The sequence below is a fragment of the Geothrix rubra genome, assembly GCF_030268065.1.
Classification (GTDB): Bacteria; Acidobacteriota; Holophagae; order Holophagales; family Holophagaceae; genus Geothrix; species Geothrix rubra.
Genome location: NZ_BSDD01000001.1, coordinates 414,900 through 437,103, shown reverse-complemented (window position 1 = coordinate 437,103; position 22,204 = coordinate 414,900). Strand labels below are relative to the sequence as shown.

Below are 22,204 nucleotides of genomic sequence, written 5' to 3'. Positions count from 1 at the left end.
GGACATAGAAAGGCGCGGCGATTGCCGCGCCCTCTCATTCTAATACGCTTTTCCTGCCTCCAAAGGGCGCGAACGCGCCCTTTGGAGCCGGAACGGCTACTTTGTGATACCCACCTGCCGGAGCATCCACGCCGTCTCGAAAGCCTTGTCCCTCAGGGCGTCGTAGCGGCCCGAGGCGCCGCCGTGGCCGGCAGGATCCATCTTGATCTTCAGCAGCAGGGGGTTGCCGTCGGTCTTGAGGGTCCGCAGCTTCGCGACGTACTTGGCGGGTTCCCAGTACATCACCTGGCTGTCGTTGAAGCTGGTGGTGACGAGGATGGCCGGGTAGGCCCCCTGCTTCAGGTTGTCGTAGGGGCTGTAGGCCCGCATGTAGTCGAAGGCCGCCTTCTCGTTGGGGTTGCCCCACTCGAGGTACTCGCCCACGGTCAGGGGCAGGCTGGCGTCCATCATGGTGTTCATCACATCCACGAAGGGCACGGCGCTGTGGACGGCCTTGAAGAGGTCCGGCCGGAGGTTGGTGACGGCCCCCATCAGCAGGCCGCCGGCACTGCCGCCCTCGATCACGAGGCGGTCCTTGGCGGTCCACCTCCCCTTGACCAGGAACTCGGCGGAATCGATGAAGTCCGTGAAGGTGTTCATCTTCTTCATCAGCATGCCGTCGTCGTGCCAGCCCTCGCCCAGCTCGTTGCCGCCGCGGATGTGGGCGATGACGTAGACCATGCCCCGGTCCAGCAGGCTGAGGCGGGGAATGGAGAAGGCGGCCGGCATGCCGTACCCGTAGGAACCGTAGGCATAGAGGAAGAGCGGCGCGGAACCATCCCGCTTCACCCCCCTCCGGTACACCACGGACAGCGGCACCTTGGCGCCGTCCCGGGCCGTTGCCCAGAGGCGCTCGGTGACGTACCGGGACTTGTCGTAGCCGCCCAGGACTTCCGTCTGCTTCAGCAGGGTCTGCTTGCCGGAGGCCATGTCGCAGTCGTAGACGCTCGGGGGCGTGACCATGGACTGGTAGGCGAAACGGAAGGCCCTGGAGGTGTATTCCGGCGTCCCCCCCGGGAAGGCCGCATAGACGCTCTCGGGGAAGGCCACCTCCTTCCAGGTGCCCGCCTTCACGTCGAGGATCCGGAAATGCGCCAGCCCCTCGCGCTTCTCGGCCACCACCACGAAGTCCTGGAAGGGCTCGACCCCTTCGATCAGGACATCCGCCCGGTGGGGGAGGAAGGTCGTCCAGTGGCTCGGATCTGGCGTGGCCACGGGGGCCGTGACCAGCCTGAAGTTCTTGGCGTCCCGGTTGGTGCGGATGTAGAAGGTCCCGTCCCGGTGCTCCACATCGTACTTGTGGCCCTTCTCCCGGGGCAGCAGCACCTGGAAGGCGGCCTCGGGCCTGGAGGCGTCCAGGTACCGGGTCTCCCAGGTATCCGTGGACTGGCTTTCGAGCAGGAGGTACTTCCGGTCCTTGGTCCGCCCGACTCCGATCCGGTAGAGCTCGTCCTTCTCCGCGAAGACCAGTCCCGGCTTGCCGCCCTTGAGATCCAGGCGCCAAAGCTGGTCCGAACGCTTGGTGACCGCGTCCTCCGTCACGAAGAAGACATGGCGGGAATCCGAGGCCCAGGCGAAGGAGGTCACCCGCTCGGCCAGGGGCGCGCTCACCGCGCCAGTCGCCAGATCCTTCGTGAAGAGCTTGTACTGCCGGAAGCCCGTGGCATCGGTGCTGAACAGCAGGGTCCGGTCGTCATCGCTGACCGCCATGCCTCCGAGGCTGAGGAACTTCAACCCCTTGGCCAGCTCGTTCTGGTCGAGCAGGATCTCCTCGGCGGCCTTCCCGTCGTAGCTCCCCTCGGGGCCCGCCTTCCGGCGGCACTGGATGGGGTACTGCTTGCCCTCCTCCGTCCGCGAGTAGTAGTAGAAGGCGCCCTGCCGGACCGGCACGCTGAGATCCGTCTGTTTGATGCGCCCCAGCATCTCCTGGTAGAGGGCCTCCGAGAAGGGCTTGAGGTCGGCGGTCATGGCCTCCGTGTAGGCGTTCTCCGCCTCCAGGTAGGCCACCACCTCCGGATTCGTCTTCTCCCGCAGCCAGAACCAGGGGTCCTCCACCTTCTCACCGTGCCAGAGGCTCACATGGGCCTTCCGGGGCGCAGCGGGGGGCTTTGGAGCGGGGACGGTGGCCATGAGGTTCACGCAGGCGAGCAGGAGGAGGGGGAGATGGACAGGGAACTGGATCATTGGGAGCCTCGCGAGCCAAGGTATCACACGAGGAGGGACCCCGAAGGGTCCCTCCTGCGCTGCAAACGGCTTGTAAAGAGAAGGCGTCTACTTCGCTTCCATCACGGGGATGCGCATCCCGTAGAAGGAGCGCCACACGAAGACCATCGAGAGGACGAAGAAGACCAGGGCCGCGATGTGGGCGGTGGCCGGGTTGAGCTCGATGGCCAGCTCGACGGCCAGGAGGCCGAAGAGGGTCGTGAACTTGATGACCGGGTTCATGGCCACCGAGGAGGTGTCCTTGAAGGGATCGCCCACGGTGTCGCCCACGACGCAGGCATCGTGAAGGCCGGTCCCCTTGGCCTTCAGCTCGGTTTCCACGAGCTTCTTGGCGTTGTCCCAAGCGCCGCCGGCATTGGCCATGAAGATGGCCTGGTAGAGGCCGAAGACGGCGATGGAGATCAGGTAGCCGATGAAGAAGAAGTGGTCCACGCAGGCGAAGGCCAGTGTCGAGAAGAAGACCGCCAGGAAGATGTTGAACATGCCCTTCTGGGCGTACTGGGTGCAGATCTCCACGACCTTCTTGGAGTCCTCGACCGAGGCCTTCTCCGCCCCCTCGTCCAGGTTGATGTTCTGCTTGATGAACTCCACGGCCCGGTAGGCGCCCGTGGCGACCGCCTGGCAGGCCGCGCCGGAGAACCAGAAGATGATGGCGCCGCCGGTGATGATGCCGAGCAGGAACAGGGGGTTGATGATCGACAGGCCCCGGAAGACGTTGTCGACCCCGAACTTGCCGTTGAGCACCTGGATGATCGAGAAGATCAGCGTGGTGGCGCCCACGACCGCGGTGCCGATGAGCACGGGCTTGGCGGTGGCCTTGAAGGTGTTGCCCGCGCCGTCGTTCTCCTCGAGGTACATCTTCGCGTTCTCGAAGTCGGGCTTGAAGCCGAAGGACTTCTGGACGTCCTGCTCGATGCCGGGGATGGTCTCGATGGTGGAGAGCTCATAGACCGACTGGGCGTTGTCCGTCACGGGGCCGTAGGAGTCCACCGCGATGGTGACGGGCCCCATGCCCAGGAAGCCGAAGGCCACGAGGCCGAAGGCGAAGATGGCCGGGGCGGCCATGAAGGTCCCGAGGCCGAAGGTGGAGACGAAATAGGCCGCGCCCATGAGGGCCACGATGCAGAGGCCCATCCAGTAGGCCGAGAAGTAGCCAGCCACGAGGCCGGAGATGATGTTGAGGGACGCGCCGCCCTCCTTGGAGGCGGTGACGACCTCGCGGACGTGGCCGGAATTGGTGGAGGTGAAGACCTTCACCAGCTCGGGGATCAGGGCGCCGGCCAGGGTGCCGCAGGTGATGATGGTGGAGAGCTTCCACCACATGCCGCCCCCGAGGAGGCCATCGGGAAGATTGCCGATGAGCAGCTTCGACAGGACGTAGGTCATGGCGATGGAGACGATCGAGGTCAGCCACACGAGCGACGTCAGCGGGTGCTCGAAGTTGAACTTCGCGGCGTCGCCGAACTTGGCCTTCGCCCACAGGCCGTTGATCCAGTAGGAGAGGGCGGAGGTCACGATCATGCCCACGCGCATGACGAAGATCCAGACCAGCAGGGCCACCTGGATGTCCTGGTACTTCGGACCGGCCGTCACCGGGTTGATGGCCAGCAGGATGAAGGTGATGAGCGCGACGCCGGTGACGCCGTAGGTCTCGAAACCGTCGGCCGTGGGGCCGACCGAGTCGCCCGCGTTGTCGCCGGTGCAGTCGGCGATGACGCCGGGGTTGCGGGCGTCGTCTTCCTTGATCTTGAAGACGATCTTCATGAGGTCGGAGCCGATGTCGGCGATCTTGGTGAAGATGCCGCCCGCGATGCGGAGGGCGGCAGCGCCCAGGGATTCGCCGATGGCGAAGCCGATGAAGCAGGGGCCCGCGGCGTCGCCGGGGATGAAGAGCAGGATCGCCAGCATGAGCACCAGCTCGACGGAGATGAGCAGCATGCCGATGGACATGCCCGCCTTGAGGGGGATCTCCATGGTCGGGTAGGGCTTGCCCTTCAGGCTGGCGAAGGCCGTGCGGGAATTGGCGAAGGTGTTGATGCGGATGCCGAACCACGCCACGGCGACGGACCCGAGGATGCCGATGATCGAGAAGAGCAGGATCACGACCACCTGGGGCCAGCCCATGGGCGTCTGGGACAGGAACCTGAAGTAGGCGACGATGATGACCGCGATGAAGGCCCAGAGGATGGCGATGAACTTGATCTGGGTCAGCAGGTAGGTCTTGCAGGTCTCGTAGATCAGCTCGGAGATCTCGAGCATGGACTTGTGCACCGGGAGGTTCCGGATCTGCGAGTACTGGACAAGGCCGAAGCCGATGCCCAGCAGACAGATCACCAGCCCGAACAGCAGCAGGTGGTGGCCCGTCATGCCCAGGAACTGTCCGCCCAGGACGGGGATCTTCAGCTCCGCCTCGCCCCCGGCGAAGGCCGGGGAGCTGGCGGACAGCAGGGCGAGCGCGCCGAGCAGTCGTTTCATCGTGGTCATTTGCATTCCTCCATGTGGATTCGGGAGCCGGTTCCGGGGAACCGAGGGCTCACGGGACGGCCCCATGGGGTCCGAAGGGGACGCAGGGGTCGTCGAGGGGTTGCAGCCCAGGGTTGGACGCTACTCTAGCCCGCCTTTTCAAGCCCGGGCAAGGATTCGGACGTGGAATTGGCCAAAAAGCCGGGTAAGGTCAGTCTGGGGAAGAAGGGCTCCGGGCCATCACGCCCGTGGAAGCCGCCTGCCGCCAGCGTCCTGGAATCCCGCGCTTAGACGACCGCCGAAGGATTTTGGCTTGGGATTCCCATGCCTCGTGTAGATACTTAGGTCGGGTATGGCCGTGGATGCCGCGCCTGTTGGAAAGCTGGATGCAATTGCCGTGGGCCTCTCCGCCACTCCCAAGGCCGGCCGGGGGGTCATGTTCAATCGCTTTCTTTATCGAAGGAGCGCAGTTATGTCCGTCGCGGAACAGAGCATCGTCGGTGCGGAGGACCGGAGCCCCGGGTTCCTGGACTCCTCGGTCGGCCGGAAGGTCGTCATGGCCATCACGGGCGTCGTCCTCTTCGGGTTCGTCACTGTCCACATGCTGGGGAACCTCACCTCCTACATGGGCGCGGAGGCGATGAACCACTACGCCGAATTCCTCCACACCATGATCCATGGCATGGGCATCTGGGTCTTCCGTGCCGTCATGCTGACCGCGGTGGCCCTCCACAGCTGGGCCGCGCTGAGCCTCACGCTGTCCAACCGCGCGGCCCGCCCCGTCGGCTACCGCGCCCAGCAGCGGCAGGCGGCCACCTGGGCCTCCCGGACCATGCGCTGGAGCGGCGTGATCCTGGGCATCTTCATCATCTTCCACCTCCTGCACCTCACAACTGGCAGCGTGCACCCCAGCTTCATCAAGGGTGATGCGTACCACAACTTCGTGACCGGCTTCCAGGTCCCCGCCGTGGCGGCCTTCTACATCCTCGCCCAGCTCTGCCTGGGCCTGCACATGTGGCACGGCGTGTGGAGCTTCACGCAGACCCTCGGACTGGTGCATCCCCGCTACAACGGCCTGCGCCGCAACTTCGCCACCGTGCTGACCATCCTGGTCGTCGGGGTGAACATCTCCTACCCCGTCGCCGTGCTCACCGGCTTCATCCACTGATCCTCACGGAGAGCCACCATGGAACTGAACGCCCGAACCCCCGAAGGACCCATCGAGAAATCCTGGGACAAGCACCGCTTCGACCTGAAGCTGGTGAACCCCGCCAACAAGCGCAAGTACAAGATCCTCGTCGTGGGCTCCGGCCTCGCCGGCGGCGCCGCAGCGGCCTCCCTGGCCGAGCTGGGCTACGAGGTGGAGTGCTTTGCCTACCAGGACAGCCCGCGCCGGGCCCACTCCATCGCCGCGCAGGGCGGCATCAATGCCGCGAAGAACTACCACAATGACGGCGACAGCATCTTCCGCCTGTTCTACGACACGGTGAAGGGTGGCGACTTCCGCGCCCGCGAAGCCAACGTCTACCGCCTGGCCCAGGTCAGCGTGAACATCATCGACCAGTGCGTCTCCCAGGGCGTGCCCTTCGCCCGCGAATACGGCGGACTTCTGGACAACCGCTCCTTCGGCGGCGCCCAGGTGAGCCGCACGTTCTACGCCCGTGGGCAAACGGGGCAGCAGCTCCTCCTCGGCGCCTACCAGGCCCTCGAGCGCCAGATCGGCCTCGGCAAGGTGAAGATGCACTCCCGCCACGAGATGCAGGAGCTGATCGTGGTGGATGGCGTGGCCAAGGGCATCGTCACCCGCGACATGGTCACGGGCGAGATCCGCTCCCACCTGGCCGACGCGGTCTGCCTCGCCACCGGCGGCTACGGCAACACGATGTACCTCGCCACCTACGCCAAGGGCTGCAACGGCACCGCCATCTGGCGCGCCTACAAGAAGGGTGCGGCCTTCGCCAATCCCTGCTTCACGCAGATCCACCCCACCTGCATCCCCGTCACCGGTGACCACCAGAGCAAGCTCACGCTCATGTCCGAGTCGCTGCGCAACGACGGTCGCATCTGGGTGCCCAAGAGGAAGGAGGACTGCGGCAAGCCGCCCAGCCAGATCCCCGAAGAGGACCGGGATTACTACCTTGAGCGCAAGTACCCCTCCTTCGGCAACCTGGCCCCCCGCGACGTCTCCAGCCGCGCCGCGAAGCAGGTCTGCGACGAGGGCCGCGGTGTCGGACCCACGGGCCTGGGCGTCTACCTCGATTTCGAGGACGCGATCAACCGCCTGGGCGCCAAGAAGATCGAGGAGAAGTACGGAAACCTCTTCGAGATGTATGAGCGCATCACGGACGAGAATCCCTACAAGACCCCCATGCGCATCTTCCCGGCCACCCACTACACCATGGGCGGCCTGTGGGTGGACTACAACCTGATGAGCACCGTCCCGGGGCTCTTCGTGCTGGGCGAGGCCAACTTCTCCGACCACGGCGCCAACCGGCTGGGGGCCTCCGCCCTCATGCAGGGCCTGGCCGACGGCTACTTCGTGATCCCCTACACCATCGGCGGCTACCTGGCCGGGGTGAAGCCGGGCACCCGCATCACCGAGGACCACCCCGCGGTGAAGGACGCCATGGCGGCCGTGCAGAACAAGGTGGACCGCCTCTTCGCCATCGGCGGGAAGCAGACGCCGACCCACTTCCACCGGGAGCTCGGCAAGGTGATGTGGGAGAACTGCGGCATGGGCCGCAACGAGGCCGGCCTGAAGAAGGCCCTCGAAGTCATCCCCCAGATCCGCGAGCAGTTCTGGCAGGACCTCGCCCTGCCCGGCAGCGGCAACGAGCTGAACCAGTCCCTCGAACTGGCCGGCCGCGTGGCCGACTTCCTGGAGATCGGCGAGCTCATGTGCCGGGACGCCCTCGAGCGCCGCGAGTCCTGCGGCGGCCACTTCCGCGAGGAGTGGCAGACGGAGGAGGGAGAGGCCCTGCGCGACGACGAGAACTTCTGCCATGTGGCCGCCTGGGAGTACACCGGCGACGGCAACGCCCCCAAGCGCCACATCGAGCCGCTGAAGTTCGAGAACGTCCATCTCGCCACCCGCAGCTACAAGTGAGGACGGAACCATGGAAAAGCATCTGAACCTGACCCTCCAGGTGTGGCGGCAGAAGGACGGGAAGTCCGAAGGCAGCTTCGTCGACTACCCCGCCAAGCACATCAGCACCGAGATGTCCTTCCTCGAAATGCTGGACGTGGTGAACGAGGACCTCATCCGCAAGGGCGAGGACCCCATCGCCTTCGACCACGACTGCCGCGAAGGCATCTGCGGCACCTGCAGCATGGTCATCAACGGGCGCCCCCACGGGCCCAAGGAGCGGACCACCACCTGCCAGCTCCACATGCGCAGCTTCAGCGACGGGGACACCATCACCATCGAGCCCTGGCGCGCCAAGCCCTTCCCCGTGCTGAAGGACCTCATCGTGGACCGCGGCGCCTTCGACCGCATCATCGCCGCGGGCGGCTTCATCAGCGCCCCGACGGGCTGCGGCCAGGATGCGAACGCCCTTCCCGTGCCCAAGCAGAACGCGGACCTGGCCATGGACGCCGCCGCCTGCATCGGCTGCGGGGCCTGCGTCGCCGCCTGCCCCAACGCCAGCGCCATGCTGTTCGTGTCCGCCAAGGTCAGCCACCTCGCCCTGCTCCCCCAGGGCCAGCCCGAGCGCTACAGCCGCGTGCGGGACATGGTGGCGCAGATGGACTCCGAGGAGTTCGGCACCTGCACGAACCACGGCGAGTGCGAGGCCGCCTGCCCCAAGGGCATCACGATGGAGAACATCGCGCGCATGAACCGCGATTTCATCAAGTCCAGCCTCACCTTCCGGCCCGAGATCGCCTCCGGCGGCGCCGGCTGACGTTCTCCGCTCCCCGAAAAGCGCCCGGCCCCGGCCGGGCGCTTTTCATGCCTGGGCGAGATGCGCCTTGGCTGTCGCCAGGAACCGCTCCCGCGCGAGGGCATGGTCCACGATGGGTTCGGGGTAGTCGAGCCGGGCCCGGAGGGCGCGCGGAGCCTTCCAGGGTTCATGGAGGAAGGCCGCCGGACACTCCGCCAGCTCCGGGACCCAGCGCTTCACGTAGGCGCCGTCCGGATCGAACCTCTGTCCCTGGGCCACCGGGTTGAAGATCCGGAACCATGGCTGGGCATCGCAGCCGCAGCCTGCGCTCCACTGCCAGCCGGCGTTGTTCTGGGCCCAGTCGCCGTCCGTGAGCCAGCGCAGGTAGTGGGCCTCCCCCAGCCGCCAGTCCTGCATCAGGTGCTTGGCCAGGAAGCTGGCGGCCACCATGCGGGCGCGGTTGTGGACGAACCCCTCGGCCCGGAGCTGCCGGGCGGCGGCATCCACCACGGGATAGCCGGTGCGACCCTCCGCCCAAGCTTCGAAATCCGCCGCATCCTCCCGCCAGGGGAACCCTCCGAAGGCCGGGCGGAAGGGGCGCTCCAGCAGGGCCGGCCACTCCCAGAGCAGGTGGTGGCTGAACTCCCGCCACAACAGCTCGTTCAGGTAGGGACCCGCGCCGGGGCCACCCTGGTCGTGGACGGCCTGCCAGACCTGCCGGACCGAGAGGGTGCCGAACTTGAGGTCGGCGCTGAGGCGCGAGGTGCCGGGCAGGTCCATGCGGTCCCGGTCCCCGCCGTAGCAGGCCAGCGGTCCGTCGAGGAAGGCGGCGAGGCGGGCCCGACCCGCCCGCTCCCCGCCCGCCTGGAGCTGGGGATTGACCTCCAGGCCCAGGTCGGCGGGATCCGGAACGGGCACCGTGTCCGCCGTCACATCGCCAGGCAGGGGTGGCAGGGCCCTGGGCGCGGCCAGCGGCGGGTCCGCCGGCAGCCGGGCCGCGCAGGCACGCCCGAAGGGGGTGAAAACGCGGAACATGCCACCCTGGCCCGTCCGCACCGACCCCGGCGGCAGCAGCGTCTCCCCCTCGAAGAGACGGAAGGTGGTGCCCTCCCGTCCCAGGGCCTCCGCGATGCGCCGGTCCCGCTCCCGGCCGAAGGGCTCCACCCAGCGGTGGGCCAGGACCTGGTCCGACTGCCACTGGCGGGCCAGGCGCGGCACGACGTCCACGCTGCGCCCCGGCACCACCAGCAGGCGCGACCCGAGGTGGGCCAGGTTCGCCTCCAGGCTGCGGAGGGCGTCCAGGAGGAACTGCATCCGGTGGGGCAGCTTCCGGGCCCGCTCTGGGGCGAAGAAGTACGGGTCCAGCACGAAGAGCGGGATGACCTCCCCGCCCGCCGCGGCCTCCGCCAGCGGCCCGTGGTCCGCCACGCGGAGGTCCTTGCCCCGGAACCAGACGATGGAGCGCATGTCCCGAGGCTAGCCCGGTCCCGATCCCGGCGGTCGGCTGGAAACCTGGACGAGCCTGACCCGCAGTAGGCGTTCAGCTGCCGCCCCGGTTGGCGTAGGCTCAGGAAGGCCCCGCCATAAAGGACCGGGTCATCGCATCTCTATCCGGGAGGAGCCACCCATGGTCGATTTCCGATTCGACACCCGCGACGCGGCCTTCGTCCTCTTCGAGCAAATGCGTCTCGGCGAGCTCTGCGAGCTGGACGCCTTCCGCGACCAGGACGCGGAGACCTACCAGAGCATGTTCGACGCCGCCCACGACCTGGCCAAGGAGCAGCTCTGGCCGATCAATGCGGAATCCGACCGCCTGGGCGCCCGCTTCGAGGCGGGCAAGGTGAGCGTCCCCGAATGCCAGCGCAAGTTCTACCGGACCTTCGTCGAGAACGGCTTCGTGGCCATGTCCAACAGCGCCGAGTGGGGCGGCATGGGCGTGCCGGAGCTCCTCGGGACGGCCTGCACCGAGGTCTTCCAGGCCGCCTGCATGTCCTTCGCCCTCACGCCCATGCTCACCCGCGGCGCGGCCCACATCATCGAGAGCCACGGCGCCGACTGGATGAAGCAGCTCTACCTCGAGAAGATGTACACCGGCGAGTGGGCCGGGACCATGTGTCTCACGGAGCCCCAGGCCGGCTCGGACCTGGCGGCCGTGAAGACGAAGGCGAAGCGCGACGGCGACAGCTTCCTCCTCGAGGGCACGAAGACCTTCATCTCCTCCGGCGACCACGACTTCACGAAGCAGATCGTCCACCCCGTCCTGGCCCGGATCGAGGGCGCGCCGGCGGGCATCAAGGGCATCTCCCTCTTCCTGGTGCCCAAGTACGTGCCCGACGAGAAGGGTGAGCCCGGCACCTTCAACGACGTGACCTGCGGCGGCATCGAGCACAAGATGGGGATCAAGGCGAGCCCCACCTGCACCCTCAACTTCGGCGAGAACGGCGCCTGCCGCGGCTGGCTCATCGGCCAGGAGAACATGGGCATCGTCTACATGTTCCAGATGATGAACGAGGCGCGGCTGGAGGTCGGCCTCCAGGGCCTGGCCGTGGCCGGCGAGGCCTACCTGCAGGCCCTCGCCTACGCCCAGGAGCGCGTGCAGGGGCTGAGCCTGAAGGGCGCCCCCCGCGAACCCGGCGCCAAGGCCCAGACCATCATCTGCCATCCCGACGTGCGCCGCATGCTGCTCGGCATGAAGGCCCAGGTGGAGGGCATGCGGGCCCTGATCTACACCACCGCCCGGTCCGTGGACCTGGCCCACCACCACCCCGACGAGGCCACCCGCCGGCGCCACGACCGCCGCAGCCAGCTGCTGACGCCGGTCTGCAAGGCCTACGGCACCGACATGGGCTTCCGCGTCACCGAGGACGCCATCCAGGTGCACGGCGGCTACGGCTTCTGCCAGGAGTACCCCGTCGAGCAGCTCTGCCGCGACATCAAGATCGCCTCCATCTACGAGGGCACCAACGGCATCCAGGCCCTGGACCTCGTGGGCCGGAAGCTGATGCTGGAGGACGGCGCGCTGTTCAAGGAATACCTCGCCGATCTGGAGACCCTGATCGCAGCCCAGTCCGGGCATGCGGTCCTCGGTCCCTGGGTGGCGCGGCTCGTCCAGGCGAAGGACCAGCTCGTGACCACGACCCTGCGCGTGGCCAAGGCCCTGAAGGAGGGCGACCAGCACTACGCCTTCCTCGTCTCCACGCCCTACCTCCGCCTCTTCGGCGACGTGGCCTGCGCCGCGCTGCTGCTGGAACAGGCCGTCCTGGCGGCGGAGAAGCTCGGGGCCGGGGACATGGCCGCGTGGAAGCTCGCAGCGGAGGCCGACGCGGCCAAGCGGTTCTACTACGACAAGCTCTGCGCCGTGCAGTTCTTCGTCCACAACCTGCTGCCGCGGGTGGGCGCCTACGCCGAGACCATCCTCTCGGAGGACCGCAGCGCCCTCGACGCGACCTTCCCCCAGCTCGCCTGACGCCTGGGACTCAGCTCCCGGCTTCGCTGCCCAGGGCCACCTGCCACAGGCCGGCGGGGTCGGGGTGCAGCAGCCATTCGGAGACGATGGGCCGGGTGGTCCAGGCACCCAGGGCCAGCTCCTGGTCCAGCTGCCCGGGCCCCCATCCGGCATAGCCCAGGAAGAGCCGGTAGCGGGCCCGGGGATCCGCCAGCAGGGCCTCCAGCAGGTCCTTGCGGTGGCTCACGAAGTGGGTGAAATCCAGGACGGTGTCCTCGTCCTCCGGCAACCCGCCCTGGACGAGCAGGATCCCCCGCTGGGGATCCACGGGCCCGCCCCGCCAGGCCGTGGCCTCGGGGGCCCCGTGGTAGGCCATGCTGCCCTCCTCGCAGACCTGTTCGAGGGTGAGCGGCAGCGGCCGGTTCAGCACCAGGCCCAGGGCCCCCTCGTCGTCGTATTCCACCAGCAGGATCACGGCGTGGAGGAAGTTGGGATCCAGGAGCGAGGGGCTGGCCACCAGGAGGCAGGGGGCATCGGGACGCATGATGCCGATGATGATAGCTCAGTGGTCCGGGGTAGGCTGGGAGGATGCGCACGACACCGCCTTCCCACCTTGGCTCCCTCCGCGAAGGGATCGCCCTCCTTCGCCGCCACCCCGGCCTCACCCTCGGGCTCGCGGTGCTGGCCATGGCGCTGGCCCAGCTGGGACCGGCCCTCGAGCTGGCGGCCAAGGCGGGTCGCGATCCCCTCCTCCAGCCCCTCTTCGGGGCGGTGGGCCTCCTCCCCCTGGAGATGTACTTCCTGCCCCGCCTCCAGGCCCGGCTCGACGCCGAGCGCCTGGATTCCCCCCTGAACCGGCTGGAGGACTGGACCCGGACCTTCGATGCCCGCTGGCTGCTGACCTTCGGCGTCCGCATGCTGGTCAGCGCCGTGGTCGGGGTGGGGCTCGTGGTCTTCATCCTTCCGGGAATCCTCCTCCTCACCCTCTTCGGCTGGGCGCCGATGCGGGTCTTGCTGCGGGGGGACCGTGTCATGGAGGCCTTCCGCTGGAGCCAGTCCGCCATGGCCCGCCACTGGCCCCGCGTGGTGCAGGCCGTGCTCGCCATGGTGCTGGTGCTGCTGGTCTACCAGGCCGCCTCGGGCTACGCCCTGGGCCGCTTTGTGCCCTCCCTGGCCTCCGAGACCGGCGCCGACGCCTGGCTGCGCCTGAAGCATCCCGCCTTCTGGATCCTGGGATTCACGGGAGGGCTGCTGAACCTCTGGCTCACGGCCAGCCTGCTGGCCCTCTTCCATCGCCTGGAGGCCGCCGTTCAGGCCTCGTCCGAGTCGCTGTCCAGGTAGCCGGGGTCCTCGATCTCCACCAGCTCCCCGGTCGCCAGCCGGCGCAGCTGCTCCGGGTCCAGCTCCGCTTCCGCCCACCGCGGATCGCTGCGGCCGTTGAAGAAGTGGGCCGAGGGCTCGGCGGCCTCGAAGTCCTCGCGGCGGCGCCAGAGATGGACCCAGCCCACGTGGTTGATGCGGGCCCAGATGGTCACGTGCAGGGTCCTCCGGCGTCGCCCTCCTTCCGGAGCACCGACACCGCATGGAGAAGCAGCGGCCAGGCCAGCTGGATCTGCTCCAGGGCCGCGGCCGGTCGGCCGGAGAGGTTCAGGATCACCGTTCGCCCCGTGATGCCGCAGACGGCGCGGCTGGCGAAGGCCAGCGGATGGCCGCCCTTGGCGCGGATGAGCTCGCAGATGCCCGGGGCTTCGCGCTCGATGGCGCGCCGCGTGGCCTCGGGCGTGGTGTCCCGGGGGCCGAAGCCCGTGCCGCCGCAGGTGAGCACCAGAGGCACGCCCTCGGCCGCCACCCTGCGGAGGTCGGCCTCCAGGGCCTCGGGATCGTCCGGCATCAGGTCCGCCGTGACCTGACGCACGCCCTGGCCCAGCAGCCAATCCCGCAGCAGCGGCGTGGACTCGTCCCGGTACTCGCCCCGGGAGGCCCGGTCCGACAGGGTGATGAGATGGACGCGTTCCATGCCACGAGAATGCCACAATGGGGGATTCGAGAGGCTTCCATGTCCCAGCCCATCCGCCCCGGCTCCGCCCTCGGCCTCCTCGGAGGCGGCCAGCTGGGCCGCATGTTCACCCTGGCGGCCCGCAACCTGGGCTACCGGGTGCATGCGCTGGATCCGGGCCAGGACTGCCCGGCGGGCCAGGTGGCAGACCTGGAGATCCGCGCCGCCTACAACGATGTCTACGCCGCCCAGGCCCTGGCCCGGGGCGTGGACGTGGTGACGGTGGAGTTCGAGAACATCCCCGCGGAGACCCTGGAGGCCGTGGCCGAGGTCCGGCCCATGCACCCCGGGGCCTTCGTCCTGCACACGGTCCAGCACCGGCTGCGGGAGAAGCGGTTCCTCGCCGAGCACGGCTTCCCGGTGACCCCCTTCCGGCAGATCGACACCGAGCAGGACCTCCGCGAGGCCGCGGCGGCCCTGGGCCTGCCCGCCGTCCTCAAGACCGCCAGCTTCGGCTACGACGGCAAGGGCCAGCAGAAGCTGACGGCCCCGGAGCAGGTGCCCGTGGCCTTCGCCGCCCTGGGCGGCCAGCAGGGCATCCTGGAGGCCTGGGTCCCCTTCGAGCTGGAGTGCAGCGTGGTCTGCGCCCGGTCCTCCACGGGTGAGACCGCCGTGTGGGAGGTGGCCGAGAACGCCCACCGCAACCACATCCTCGACACCACCGTCTTCCCGGCCCGCATCCCCGCGGAGGTGGCGAAGCGGGCCCAGGCCATGGCCATCGCCATCGCCGAGTCCCTGGGCGTGGTGGGCATGCTCACCGTGGAGTTCTTCCTCAAGGCCGGCGGCGAGCTGCTGGTGAACGAACTGGCCCCGCGTCCCCACAACAGCGGCCACGCCACCATCGACGCCTGCACCACCAGCCAGTTCGAGCAGCAGGTCCGCGCCGTCTGCGGCCTCCCCCTGGGCGACACCACCCTGCTCCGCCCCGCGGCCATGGCCAACCTCCTGGGGGATCTTTGGCCCAGGGGCGGCGAACCCGCCTGGGAGCGCCTCCTCGACCACCGGGACGTGAAGCTGCACCTCTACGGGAAGACCGAAGCCCGCCCGGGCCGCAAGATGGGCCACCTCACCGCCCTGGCCGACACCCCCGAGGCCGCCCTGGCCAAGGTCGTGGCGGCCCGTGAGGCGCTGAAGGGCTAGCCCAGCCGCGCCGCCCACCAGGCCACGACGGCCCGGGCGAGTTCGTCCTTGGGAAGCGGACCCAACGCCGGCTGGGGGCCCTCGGACGTGACGGGCGTGAGGGTGTTGGGCTGGTTCCCGAAGGCCCGGCCGTCCTGCACGTCGTTGACCAGCACCGCGTCGAGTCGCTTCTTCGCCAGCTTGGCGACGGCATGGGTCAGATGCTGTTCGCTCTCGGCGGCGAAGCCGAGGATCCACTGACCGGCCCGCTTCGAGGCCGACAGGGTGGCCAGGATGTCCGGCGTGCGGACGAGCACCAGGGTTTCCGGGCCCTCGCCCTTCTTCACCTTCTCGGGGGCGGCGCGCTCCGGGCGCTGGTCCGCCACCGCCGCCGCGCCCACCAGGCCATCGGCCCCGGGCCAGCGGGATTCGCAGGCCGCCAGCATGTCCTGGGCGCTGCGGACGCGCACCGTCTCCACGCCCCAGGGCGCCGGCAGGTCGCCGCCCAGCACGAGCTGAACCCGGGCGCCGGCATCCCGGAAGGCCCGCGCCAGTTCGACGCCCATGGCGCCGGTGCTGCGGTTGGTGAGGGTGCGGACCGGATCGAGGTCCTCCCGGGTCGGGCCGGCGGTGATGAGGACCGTGCGGCCCGCCAGGACCGGCAGCCTGGGGCTCCCCGCCAGCTGGATGGCTTCGGCGATCGCCTCCACCTCCGCCAGCTTCCCGGCGCCCTCCTCCCCGCAAGCCAGGACACCGTCCGAGGGATCCACGATCGTGTGGCCGAAACTCCGCAGCCGCGCCACGTTGGCCTGCACGGCGGGGTGCTCCCACATGCCGGTGTTCATGGCCGGGGCCCACAGCACGGGGGCCCGGGTGGCCAGCAGCACCGTGCTGAGCAGGTCCGTGGCCAGGCCGTTGGCGGACTTGCCGAGGATGTTCGCCGTGGCGGGCACCACGGCCACCAGGTCCGCCCAGCGGGCCAGCTCGATGTGCTCGATGCTCGGATTGGCGCGCCACTCCTCCTGGTCGGGATTGGCGCCGTAGCAGGGCTCGCCCGTGAGGCTCGCGAGCGTCAGGGGCGTGATGAAGCGCGAGCCGGCCTCCGTGAGGATACAGCGCACCCGGTGGCCCCGCTTGGCCAGGAGCCGCGCCAGCTCCGCGGCCTTGTAGGCGGCGACACCGCCGGTGATCCCGAGGATGATGCGCATCAGAGGGCTCCCGGCAGGCCGTGGAGCTTGCGGACGACGCCGATCTGCCCCAGGTGGTAGCACTCGTGCATGTAGAGGAACGCCAGCACCTGCTCCAGGGCCTGTTCCGTCCCGATGGCGGGGTTCACCGTGGGCCGGTCCCAGTCCGCCACGCCCAGCAAGGCCTCCTTCAGCATCGCGTCCGTGGCCGCGAAGGCAGCCAGCAGGTCCGCCCAGGGCAGGTGGGCCGGATGGCCCGGCCCGCCGCGGGCGTAGTGCTGCTCCCAAGCCGGATCCTCGGGTACCGCCCCGCCGAGCATCCGGACGATCCGCCGCCGGGTGCCCGTCACGTGGCCCACGATCCACGCGGCCGAATTCACGCCGGAGGCCGGCCGGCGGTCCGCCAGCTCGGCCGTGAGGCCGGCGCTGTTGAGTTCCAGGAGCCGGAGGTTGCCTGCGAAGGCCCCGCGCCAGAGCTTGCCCCGTTCCATGGATCCTCCCGGAAGCCCCCATCCTAACGCCAAGCCGATTGTTCCAACGCCGTTCCGGTGTTATGCTTCCTGGTTCGGAGTGTCCATGAGCCAGCGCACCATCGTCCGCGTCCCGGAAGAGATCGCCAACAAGTACCGCTTCGTCGTGGTGGCCGGCAAGCGCTGCGAGCAGCTCCAGCGCGGCGCCTTCCCCAAGGTGGAGGTCGTGGTTCCCGTGAACAAGCACGGCCAGGCCCAGGACGCCCCCAAGCTCGCCTCCTTCTGGGGCCAGGTGGCCATGGCCGAAGTCGAGGAGAACCGCATCGCCTTCGAGGAACCCGAGATCATCACCCTCGACTACACCACCGAGGCCCCCATCTCCAGCGAGTAACCCGCCTGGAACGCCGAGATCGGCCCCTTCGGGGGCCTTTTTCGCGTCCATCCCTTATTTCCACGCATGATGAAATACCCCCTTGTCTCGGGCCGGAAATCTCCCCATGATTCAACAGTCGTTGAATTAGGTGCCCCATGCCCCAACCCCCTGCCGCCCGCCCCCGAGGTCCGAAGCCCCACCGGGTGGATGCGGACCAGCTGCTGGACGCCGCCCAGGAGGTCTTCTCCCGGGAGGGCCTCCGGGCCGCCAGCCTGCGGGCCATCGCCCGGCAGGCTGGCTGCGATCCGGCGCTGATCTACTACCACTTCGCCAGCAAGGAGGCCATGTTCACGGCCCTGCTGGACCGTCGGATCCCGCCCCTCGTGGAGGCCCTGAAGCGGATCGCGGATCCCGCGGATGAGCGCCCCACGCCTCTCCGCCTCTGGGAGGTCATGGGCGCCTTCCACCGCATCCTGAGCCGGGATTCCGGCTTCCGCAGCCTCATCCGGGGCGAGATCGTCCGGGGCACGGAAGGCATCCAGGAGCAGATCCAGACCTTCGTGGGCCGGGCCGCCCAGCAGGTGAGGGCCCTGCTCGAGCAGGGCACGGCCCGGGGGGAGGTCCGCACCGACCTGCCCCCCTTCCTGGCCACCTTCTTCCTCGTGCGCATGCACCTGGAGATCCTCGACCTCCTGCCGGTCATCGTGCCCCAGGTCCACGGGCTTGCCGAGAAGCCCGCCATCCAGACCGCGGAGCGGGTCTGGCTCCAGCTCTACTGGCGCGGCATCGCTGCCGATCCGGCCGCGCCCTGCCCCCCCCTGCCCGACTTCGGCGCCTGAGGGCCTTCCCCGGCGATCCGTTCCCTCCCCACGGCCTGCCCGCGTGAATCCAAGGAGTTCCGTCCATGAAACGAGCCCCATCGCCCCTTCCGCTCGCCCTGGTCCTCCCCGTCGGCGCGCTGGTGGTCCTGGCCCTCTCCTGCCGGGATCACCGGGACGCCAGCCTCAATCTCTCCGGCAACATCGAAGTGGTCCAGGTGGAGGCCAGCTTCCGCGTGGCGGGGAAGGTCCTCGAGCGTCCGGTGGACGAGGGTCAGACCGTCGAGGCCGGCCAGCTCCTGGCCCGGCTGGACGCCCGGGACCTGGAGCAGCAGGCGGCCATGCGCCGGGCGGAGGCCGCCACGGCCCGGGCCGCCCTCGACGCGATGCTGGCCGGATCCCGCAAGGAGGAGATCGCAGCCTCCCGGGCCGCCCTGGACCAGGCCACGGCGGACCTGAGGCGGCTGGAGCCCGACGAGGCGCGCATCCGCGACCTCCAGCGGCAGGGCATCCTGTCGGTGCGGGACTACGAGGCCAGCCGGGCTGCGCTCGAGGCGGCCCGCGGGAAGGTCCAGCAGGCGGACCAGCAGTACCTCCTCGTCCGCAAGGGCCCCCGGAAGGAAGACATCGATCAGGCCCGGGCCCGCTACGAGGAGTCCCAGCAGGCCCTCGCCCTGGCCGAGACCCAGCTCGGCTACGCCACGCTCAAGGCCCCCAGCGCGGGGGTGATCCTCTCGAAGAACATCGAGCCGATGGAATACGTCTCGCCCGGCACCCCCGTGGTGACGATGGCGGATCTCCGCCAGGTCTGGATGCGCGCCTTCGTGGAGGAGGCGGACCTGGGCCGGGTGAAGGTGGGCCAGAAGGCCTTCGTCACCACGGATTCCTTCCCCGGGAAACGCTACGAGGGCCGCGTGGCGTTCATCGCCTCCGAGGCCGAATTCACCCCGAAGGTCGTGCAGACCCGGAAGGAGCGCACCAAGCTCGTCTACCGCATCAAGATCGACATCCCCAACCCGGCCATGGAACTCAAGCCCGGCATGCCTGTGGATGCCGACATCCAGCTGGACGGGCGCTGATGGACACCATCCGGACCCTCGCGCTGACGCGCCGGTTCGGGGAGCAGGTGGCCCTGGACCAGCTGACCCTCTCCGTGGCGGAGGGGGAGATCTTCGGCCTGGTGGGACCCGACGGAGCCGGCAAGACCACGACCATGCGCCTGCTCACGGGCATCCTCGCCCCCAGCTCCGGGGAAGCCTGGGTCGACGGCCTCCACGTCGTGAGGGAAGCCGAGCCCATCAAGGAACGCATCGGGTACATGTCCCAGCGTTTCGGCCTGTATCCGGACCTCACCGTGCTGGAGAACCTCGATTTCTACGCGGATCTCTACGAGGTGCCCACCTCCGGCCGGGGGGCGCGCGTCGACCGGCTCCTCGCCTTCAGCAACCTCGCGCCCTTCAAGCGCCGCCTCGCCGGCAACCTCAGCGGGGGCATGAAGCAGAAGCTCGGCCTGGCCTGCGCCCTCGTCCACACGCCCCGGGTGCTCTTCCTGGACGAGCCCACCAACGGGGTCGACCCCGTCTCCCGCCGGGACTTCTGGCGCATCCTCTACCAGCTCCAGCAGGAGCGCGTGACCATCTTCGTCTCCACGGCCTACCTGGACGAGGCGGAACGCTGCAACCGGATCGGGCTGCTCCACCAGGGCCGGCTCCTGGCCTGCGACACCGTGGACGGCGTGAAGGGCCTGCTGGAGGGAACCCTCCTGGAAGTCCGCTGCGACACCCCCCGCCGGGCGGCGGGGATCCTGCGGAGTGCGGACCTCGGCCGGGTGGCCCTCTTCGGGGACCGGATCCACGTCCTGGCCGGGGATCCGGATCGCGGGCGCACCGCCATCGAAGGCGCCCTGAGGGCGGAGGGCATCTCCTGCCACAGCCTGGCGGCGATCGAGCCCACCCTCGAGGACGTCTTCACCTCGACCCTGCCCGGGGGGGACGCATGAGCCTCCCCTCGGCCGGAACCAGCGCGGTCACGCTCCGGGATCTCGAGCGGAAGTTCGGGGAGTTCGTGGCCGTCAACCGCATCAGCCTGGAGGTGCGCCAGGGGGAGATCTTCGGCTTCCTGGGCCCGAACGGGGCGGGCAAGTCCACCACCATCCGCATGCTCTGCGGCCTCCTGGAGCCGACCGGGGGCCAGGGCACGGTGGCCGGTCTCGACATCCGCACCCAGCGCGAGGAGATCAAGCGGCACATCGGGTACATGAGCCAGAAGTTCAGCCTCTACGACGACCTCACGGTGGAGGAGAACATCGACTTCTTCAGCGGCATCTACAGCGTCCCCAGGGCTCGGAAGGAGGCGCGGAAGGCCTGGGTGCTGGACATGGCCAATCTCCAGGACCACCGCCGCACCCGGACGGGCCTGCTGCCCGCCGGCTGGAAGCAGCGCCTGTCCCTGGGTTGCGCCCTGCTCCACGAGCCCCGGATGCTCTTCCTGGACGAGCCCACCTCGGGCGTGGATCCCCTGACCCGGCGCGCCTTCTGGGACCTCATCTACCGGATGGCGAGCGAGGGCGTCACGGTCTTCGTCACCACGCACTACATGGAGGAGGCCGAGTACTGCGACCGCCTGGCCCTCATCTACCGGGGCGAACTGGTCGCCCTGGGGACCCCGGCCGAGATGAAGGACAGCCTCATGGCGGACCAGGTGCTCTGCGTCACCACCGACCGGTCCCACGAGGCCCTGGGCGTGGCCGCAGCCGTGGCGGGGGTCCGGGATGCGGCCCTCTTCGGACGGGACATCCACCTCATGACCGGGGACGCCGAGGCCCTGGCCCCCCGCCTCCGCCGGACCCTCGAGGAGGCGGGATTCCAGGTCGGCACGGTGGCACGGATCACCCCCTCCCTGGAGGACGTCTTCGTCTCGCTCATCGAGGCCCGGGACCGGGCCGAAGGCGCCCAGAAGGAGTTCAAGGTTTGAGCGGCGCACGATCCACGACGGCCTTCCGCCCCCGCCGCCTCGCTGCCGTGGCGCGGAAGGAATTCATCCACGTCCTGCGCGATCCCCGCGCCCTGGGCATCGCCATCGTGCTCCCCATGATCATGCTCCTGATCTTCGGGTACGCCCTGACCATGGACCTGGACCGGGTCCCCCTGGCGGTCTGGGACCAGAGCCGCACGCCCCAGAGCCGCGAGCTGGTGAGCCGCTTCGAGGGCTCGCGCTACTTCTCCCTGGTGGCGAGGCCGGATTCCTACCGGGAGGTGGAGGCATCCCTGGCCGGGGGGCGGACGATGATGGCGGTGGTGATTCCCGTCGAATTCGGGCGGCGGGTGGCCTCGGGCCGGACGACCGCCGTGCAGGTGCTGGCGGACGGGAGCGATGCCAACACCACCACCCTCGCCCTCTCCTATGCCGAATCCGTGGTGCGGGGCTATTCCCAGGAGATCCTGGTGGAGCGGATCCGGCGCCTGACGGGACGGCCACCCGCCCTGCCCCTCGACCTGCGCTTCCGGTCCTGGTTCAACACCGACATGGAATCCCGGATTTTCATCGTCCCGGGGCTCATCGCCGTGATCATGATGCTCATCACCGCCCTGCTCACCTCCCTCACCGTGGCGCGGGAGTGGGAGACCGGCACCATGGAGCAGCTCGTCTCCACCCCCCTCCGCGGGACCGAGCTGATCCTGGGCAAGCTCGTGCCCTACTTCACCATCGGCATGCTCGACATGCTGCTTTCGGTGCTCGCCGGCCGCTTCCTGTTCGGCGTTCCCATCCGGGGCAGCCTGGTCCTCCTATTCCTGGTGTCCGCCATCTACCTGGTGGGGGCGCTCTCGCTGGGCATCCTCATCAGCGCCAAGGCCAAGACGCAGCTCCTGGCCAGCCAGTTCGCCTTCGTGGCCACGTTCCTCCCGGCCTTCCTGCTGTCGGGCTTCATGTTCGACATCCGCAACATGCCGAAGGCCCTCCAGGTGCTGACCTACCTCATCCCCGCCCGGTACTTCGTGGCCTTCCTCCGGGGCCTCTACCTCAAGGGCACCGGCCTCGCCCAGTTGTGGCCCGAGTGCCTGCTGATGGTGCTCTTCGGCGCCCTGATGCTCCTGGCCGCCATCCACAGCTTCCGGAAACGGCTGGATTGA

20 protein-coding genes are annotated in these 22,204 nt (G+C 68.9%); 12 read left to right on the top strand and 8 right to left on the bottom strand.

Features of this window, described 5'->3' with window-relative positions; all coding sequences use genetic code 11:
• Nucleotides 1–96: 96 nt before the first annotated feature.
• A complete protein-coding gene (locus QSJ33_RS01910) occupies nt 97–2,223 on the bottom strand; it encodes a S9 family peptidase (protein ID WP_285722474.1) in 2,127 nt (708 codons plus the stop codon).
• An 87-nt stretch (nt 2,224–2,310) separates the two neighbouring features.
• Nucleotides 2,311–4,746: a sodium-translocating pyrophosphatase gene (locus tag QSJ33_RS01905; RefSeq protein WP_285722472.1), complete on the bottom strand. Its 2,436-nt coding sequence runs from the start codon at nt 4,744–4,746 to the stop codon at nt 2,311–2,313.
• A gap of 451 nt (nt 4,747–5,197) precedes the next feature.
• Here QSJ33_RS01905 and QSJ33_RS01900 point away from each other — a divergent pair, with 451 nt between their 5' ends.
• From QSJ33_RS01900 to QSJ33_RS01890, 3 genes are read left to right on the top strand one after another with little or no spacing between them, the layout of a single operon-like run.
• Nucleotides 5,198–5,893, top strand: a complete 696-nt coding sequence (locus QSJ33_RS01900) for a succinate dehydrogenase cytochrome b subunit (protein ID WP_285722470.1) — start codon at nt 5,198–5,200, stop codon at nt 5,891–5,893.
• Between the two features lie 18 nt (nt 5,894–5,911).
• Nucleotides 5,912–7,831: a fumarate reductase/succinate dehydrogenase flavoprotein subunit gene (locus tag QSJ33_RS01895; protein WP_285722468.1), complete on the top strand. Its 1,920-nt coding sequence runs from the start codon at nt 5,912–5,914 to the stop codon at nt 7,829–7,831.
• Between the two features lie 10 nt (nt 7,832–7,841).
• On the top strand, nt 7,842–8,627 hold the full coding sequence (locus QSJ33_RS01890) for a succinate dehydrogenase/fumarate reductase iron-sulfur subunit (RefSeq protein WP_285722467.1): 786 nt from the start codon (nt 7,842–7,844) through the stop codon (nt 8,625–8,627).
• A gap of 45 nt (nt 8,628–8,672) precedes the next feature.
• Here QSJ33_RS01890 and QSJ33_RS01885 read toward each other — a convergent pair whose 3' ends face one another.
• The gene (locus QSJ33_RS01885; RefSeq protein ID WP_285722465.1) at nt 8,673–10,073 is read right to left on the bottom strand and encodes a cryptochrome/photolyase family protein; all 1,401 of its coding nucleotides are present in this window, start codon (nt 10,071–10,073) and stop codon (nt 8,673–8,675) included.
• Between the two features lie 160 nt (nt 10,074–10,233).
• Between QSJ33_RS01885 and QSJ33_RS01880 the strand changes: the two genes are divergently transcribed.
• A complete protein-coding gene (locus QSJ33_RS01880) occupies nt 10,234–12,072 on the top strand; it encodes an acyl-CoA dehydrogenase family protein (RefSeq protein ID WP_285722463.1) in 1,839 nt (612 codons plus the stop codon).
• A gap of 10 nt (nt 12,073–12,082) precedes the next feature.
• Here the strand turns inward: QSJ33_RS01880 and QSJ33_RS01875 are convergent, their stop codons facing one another.
• The gene (locus tag QSJ33_RS01875) at nt 12,083–12,595 is read right to left on the bottom strand and encodes a YqgE/AlgH family protein (protein ID WP_285722462.1); all 513 of its coding nucleotides are present in this window, start codon (nt 12,593–12,595) and stop codon (nt 12,083–12,085) included.
• Between the two features lie 44 nt (nt 12,596–12,639).
• On the opposite strand from QSJ33_RS01875, the gene QSJ33_RS01870 reads away from it, so the two are divergent.
• Nucleotides 12,640–13,392: a hypothetical protein gene (locus QSJ33_RS01870; protein ID WP_285722460.1), complete on the top strand. Its 753-nt coding sequence runs from the start codon at nt 12,640–12,642 to the stop codon at nt 13,390–13,392.
• Here the strand turns inward: QSJ33_RS01870 and QSJ33_RS01865 are convergent.
• Together QSJ33_RS01865 and QSJ33_RS01860 are read right to left on the bottom strand one after the other, a co-directional pair.
• Complete coding sequence (locus QSJ33_RS01865; RefSeq protein WP_285722458.1) at nt 13,362–13,586, bottom strand: hypothetical protein; 225 nt, start codon at nt 13,584–13,586, stop codon at nt 13,362–13,364. The genes QSJ33_RS01870 and QSJ33_RS01865 overlap by 31 nt on opposite strands.
• Nucleotides 13,583–14,068 carry a MogA/MoaB family molybdenum cofactor biosynthesis protein gene (locus tag QSJ33_RS01860; RefSeq protein ID WP_285722456.1) on the bottom strand — a complete coding sequence of 162 codons (486 nt, stop codon included), beginning with the start codon at nt 14,066–14,068 and terminating at the stop codon, nt 13,583–13,585. The genes QSJ33_RS01865 and QSJ33_RS01860 overlap by 4 nt, the downstream gene beginning before the upstream one ends.
• Nucleotides 14,069–14,107: 39 nt before the next feature.
• Between QSJ33_RS01860 and QSJ33_RS01855 the strand changes: the two genes are divergently transcribed.
• Complete coding sequence (locus QSJ33_RS01855) at nt 14,108–15,247, top strand: 5-(carboxyamino)imidazole ribonucleotide synthase (RefSeq protein ID WP_285722454.1); 1,140 nt, start codon at nt 14,108–14,110, stop codon at nt 15,245–15,247.
• Here QSJ33_RS01855 and coaBC read toward each other — a convergent pair.
• Complete coding sequence (gene coaBC, locus QSJ33_RS01850; RefSeq protein ID WP_285722452.1) at nt 15,244–16,434, bottom strand: bifunctional phosphopantothenoylcysteine decarboxylase/phosphopantothenate--cysteine ligase CoaBC; 1,191 nt, start codon at nt 16,432–16,434, stop codon at nt 15,244–15,246. The two genes, QSJ33_RS01855 and coaBC, sit on opposite strands and share 4 nt — an antisense overlap.
• Nucleotides 16,434–16,904: a DinB family protein gene (locus QSJ33_RS01845; RefSeq protein ID WP_285722450.1), complete on the bottom strand. Its 471-nt coding sequence runs from the start codon at nt 16,902–16,904 to the stop codon at nt 16,434–16,436. Before QSJ33_RS01845 ends, coaBC begins: the two co-directional genes overlap by 1 nt.
• An 85-nt stretch (nt 16,905–16,989) precedes the next feature.
• Between QSJ33_RS01845 and QSJ33_RS01840 the strand changes: the two genes are divergently transcribed.
• The 6 genes from QSJ33_RS01840 (at nt 16,990) to QSJ33_RS01815 (ending at nt 22,204) form a co-directional block, all read left to right on the top strand.
• Nucleotides 16,990–17,274: a DNA-directed RNA polymerase subunit omega gene (locus QSJ33_RS01840; protein ID WP_285722449.1), complete on the top strand. Its 285-nt coding sequence runs from the start codon at nt 16,990–16,992 to the stop codon at nt 17,272–17,274.
• A 137-nt stretch (nt 17,275–17,411) separates the two neighbouring features.
• A complete protein-coding gene (locus QSJ33_RS01835) occupies nt 17,412–18,095 on the top strand; it encodes a TetR/AcrR family transcriptional regulator (RefSeq protein ID WP_285722448.1) in 684 nt (227 codons plus the stop codon).
• A gap of 65 nt (nt 18,096–18,160) precedes the next feature.
• Nucleotides 18,161–19,153, top strand: coding sequence for an HlyD family secretion protein (locus QSJ33_RS01830; protein WP_285722446.1), 993 nt, complete (start codon nt 18,161–18,163; stop codon nt 19,151–19,153).
• Nucleotides 19,153–20,073, top strand: a complete 921-nt coding sequence (locus QSJ33_RS01825; protein ID WP_285722445.1) for an ABC transporter ATP-binding protein — start codon at nt 19,153–19,155, stop codon at nt 20,071–20,073. The genes QSJ33_RS01830 and QSJ33_RS01825 overlap by 1 nt, the downstream gene beginning before the upstream one ends.
• Nucleotides 20,070–21,047, top strand: a complete 978-nt coding sequence (locus tag QSJ33_RS01820; RefSeq protein ID WP_285722444.1) for an ABC transporter ATP-binding protein — start codon at nt 20,070–20,072, stop codon at nt 21,045–21,047. The genes QSJ33_RS01825 and QSJ33_RS01820 overlap by 4 nt, the downstream gene beginning before the upstream one ends.
• Nucleotides 21,044–22,204 carry an ABC transporter permease gene (locus tag QSJ33_RS01815; protein ID WP_285722443.1) on the top strand — a complete coding sequence of 387 codons (1,161 nt, stop codon included), beginning with the start codon at nt 21,044–21,046 and terminating at the stop codon, nt 22,202–22,204. The genes QSJ33_RS01820 and QSJ33_RS01815 overlap by 4 nt, the downstream gene beginning before the upstream one ends.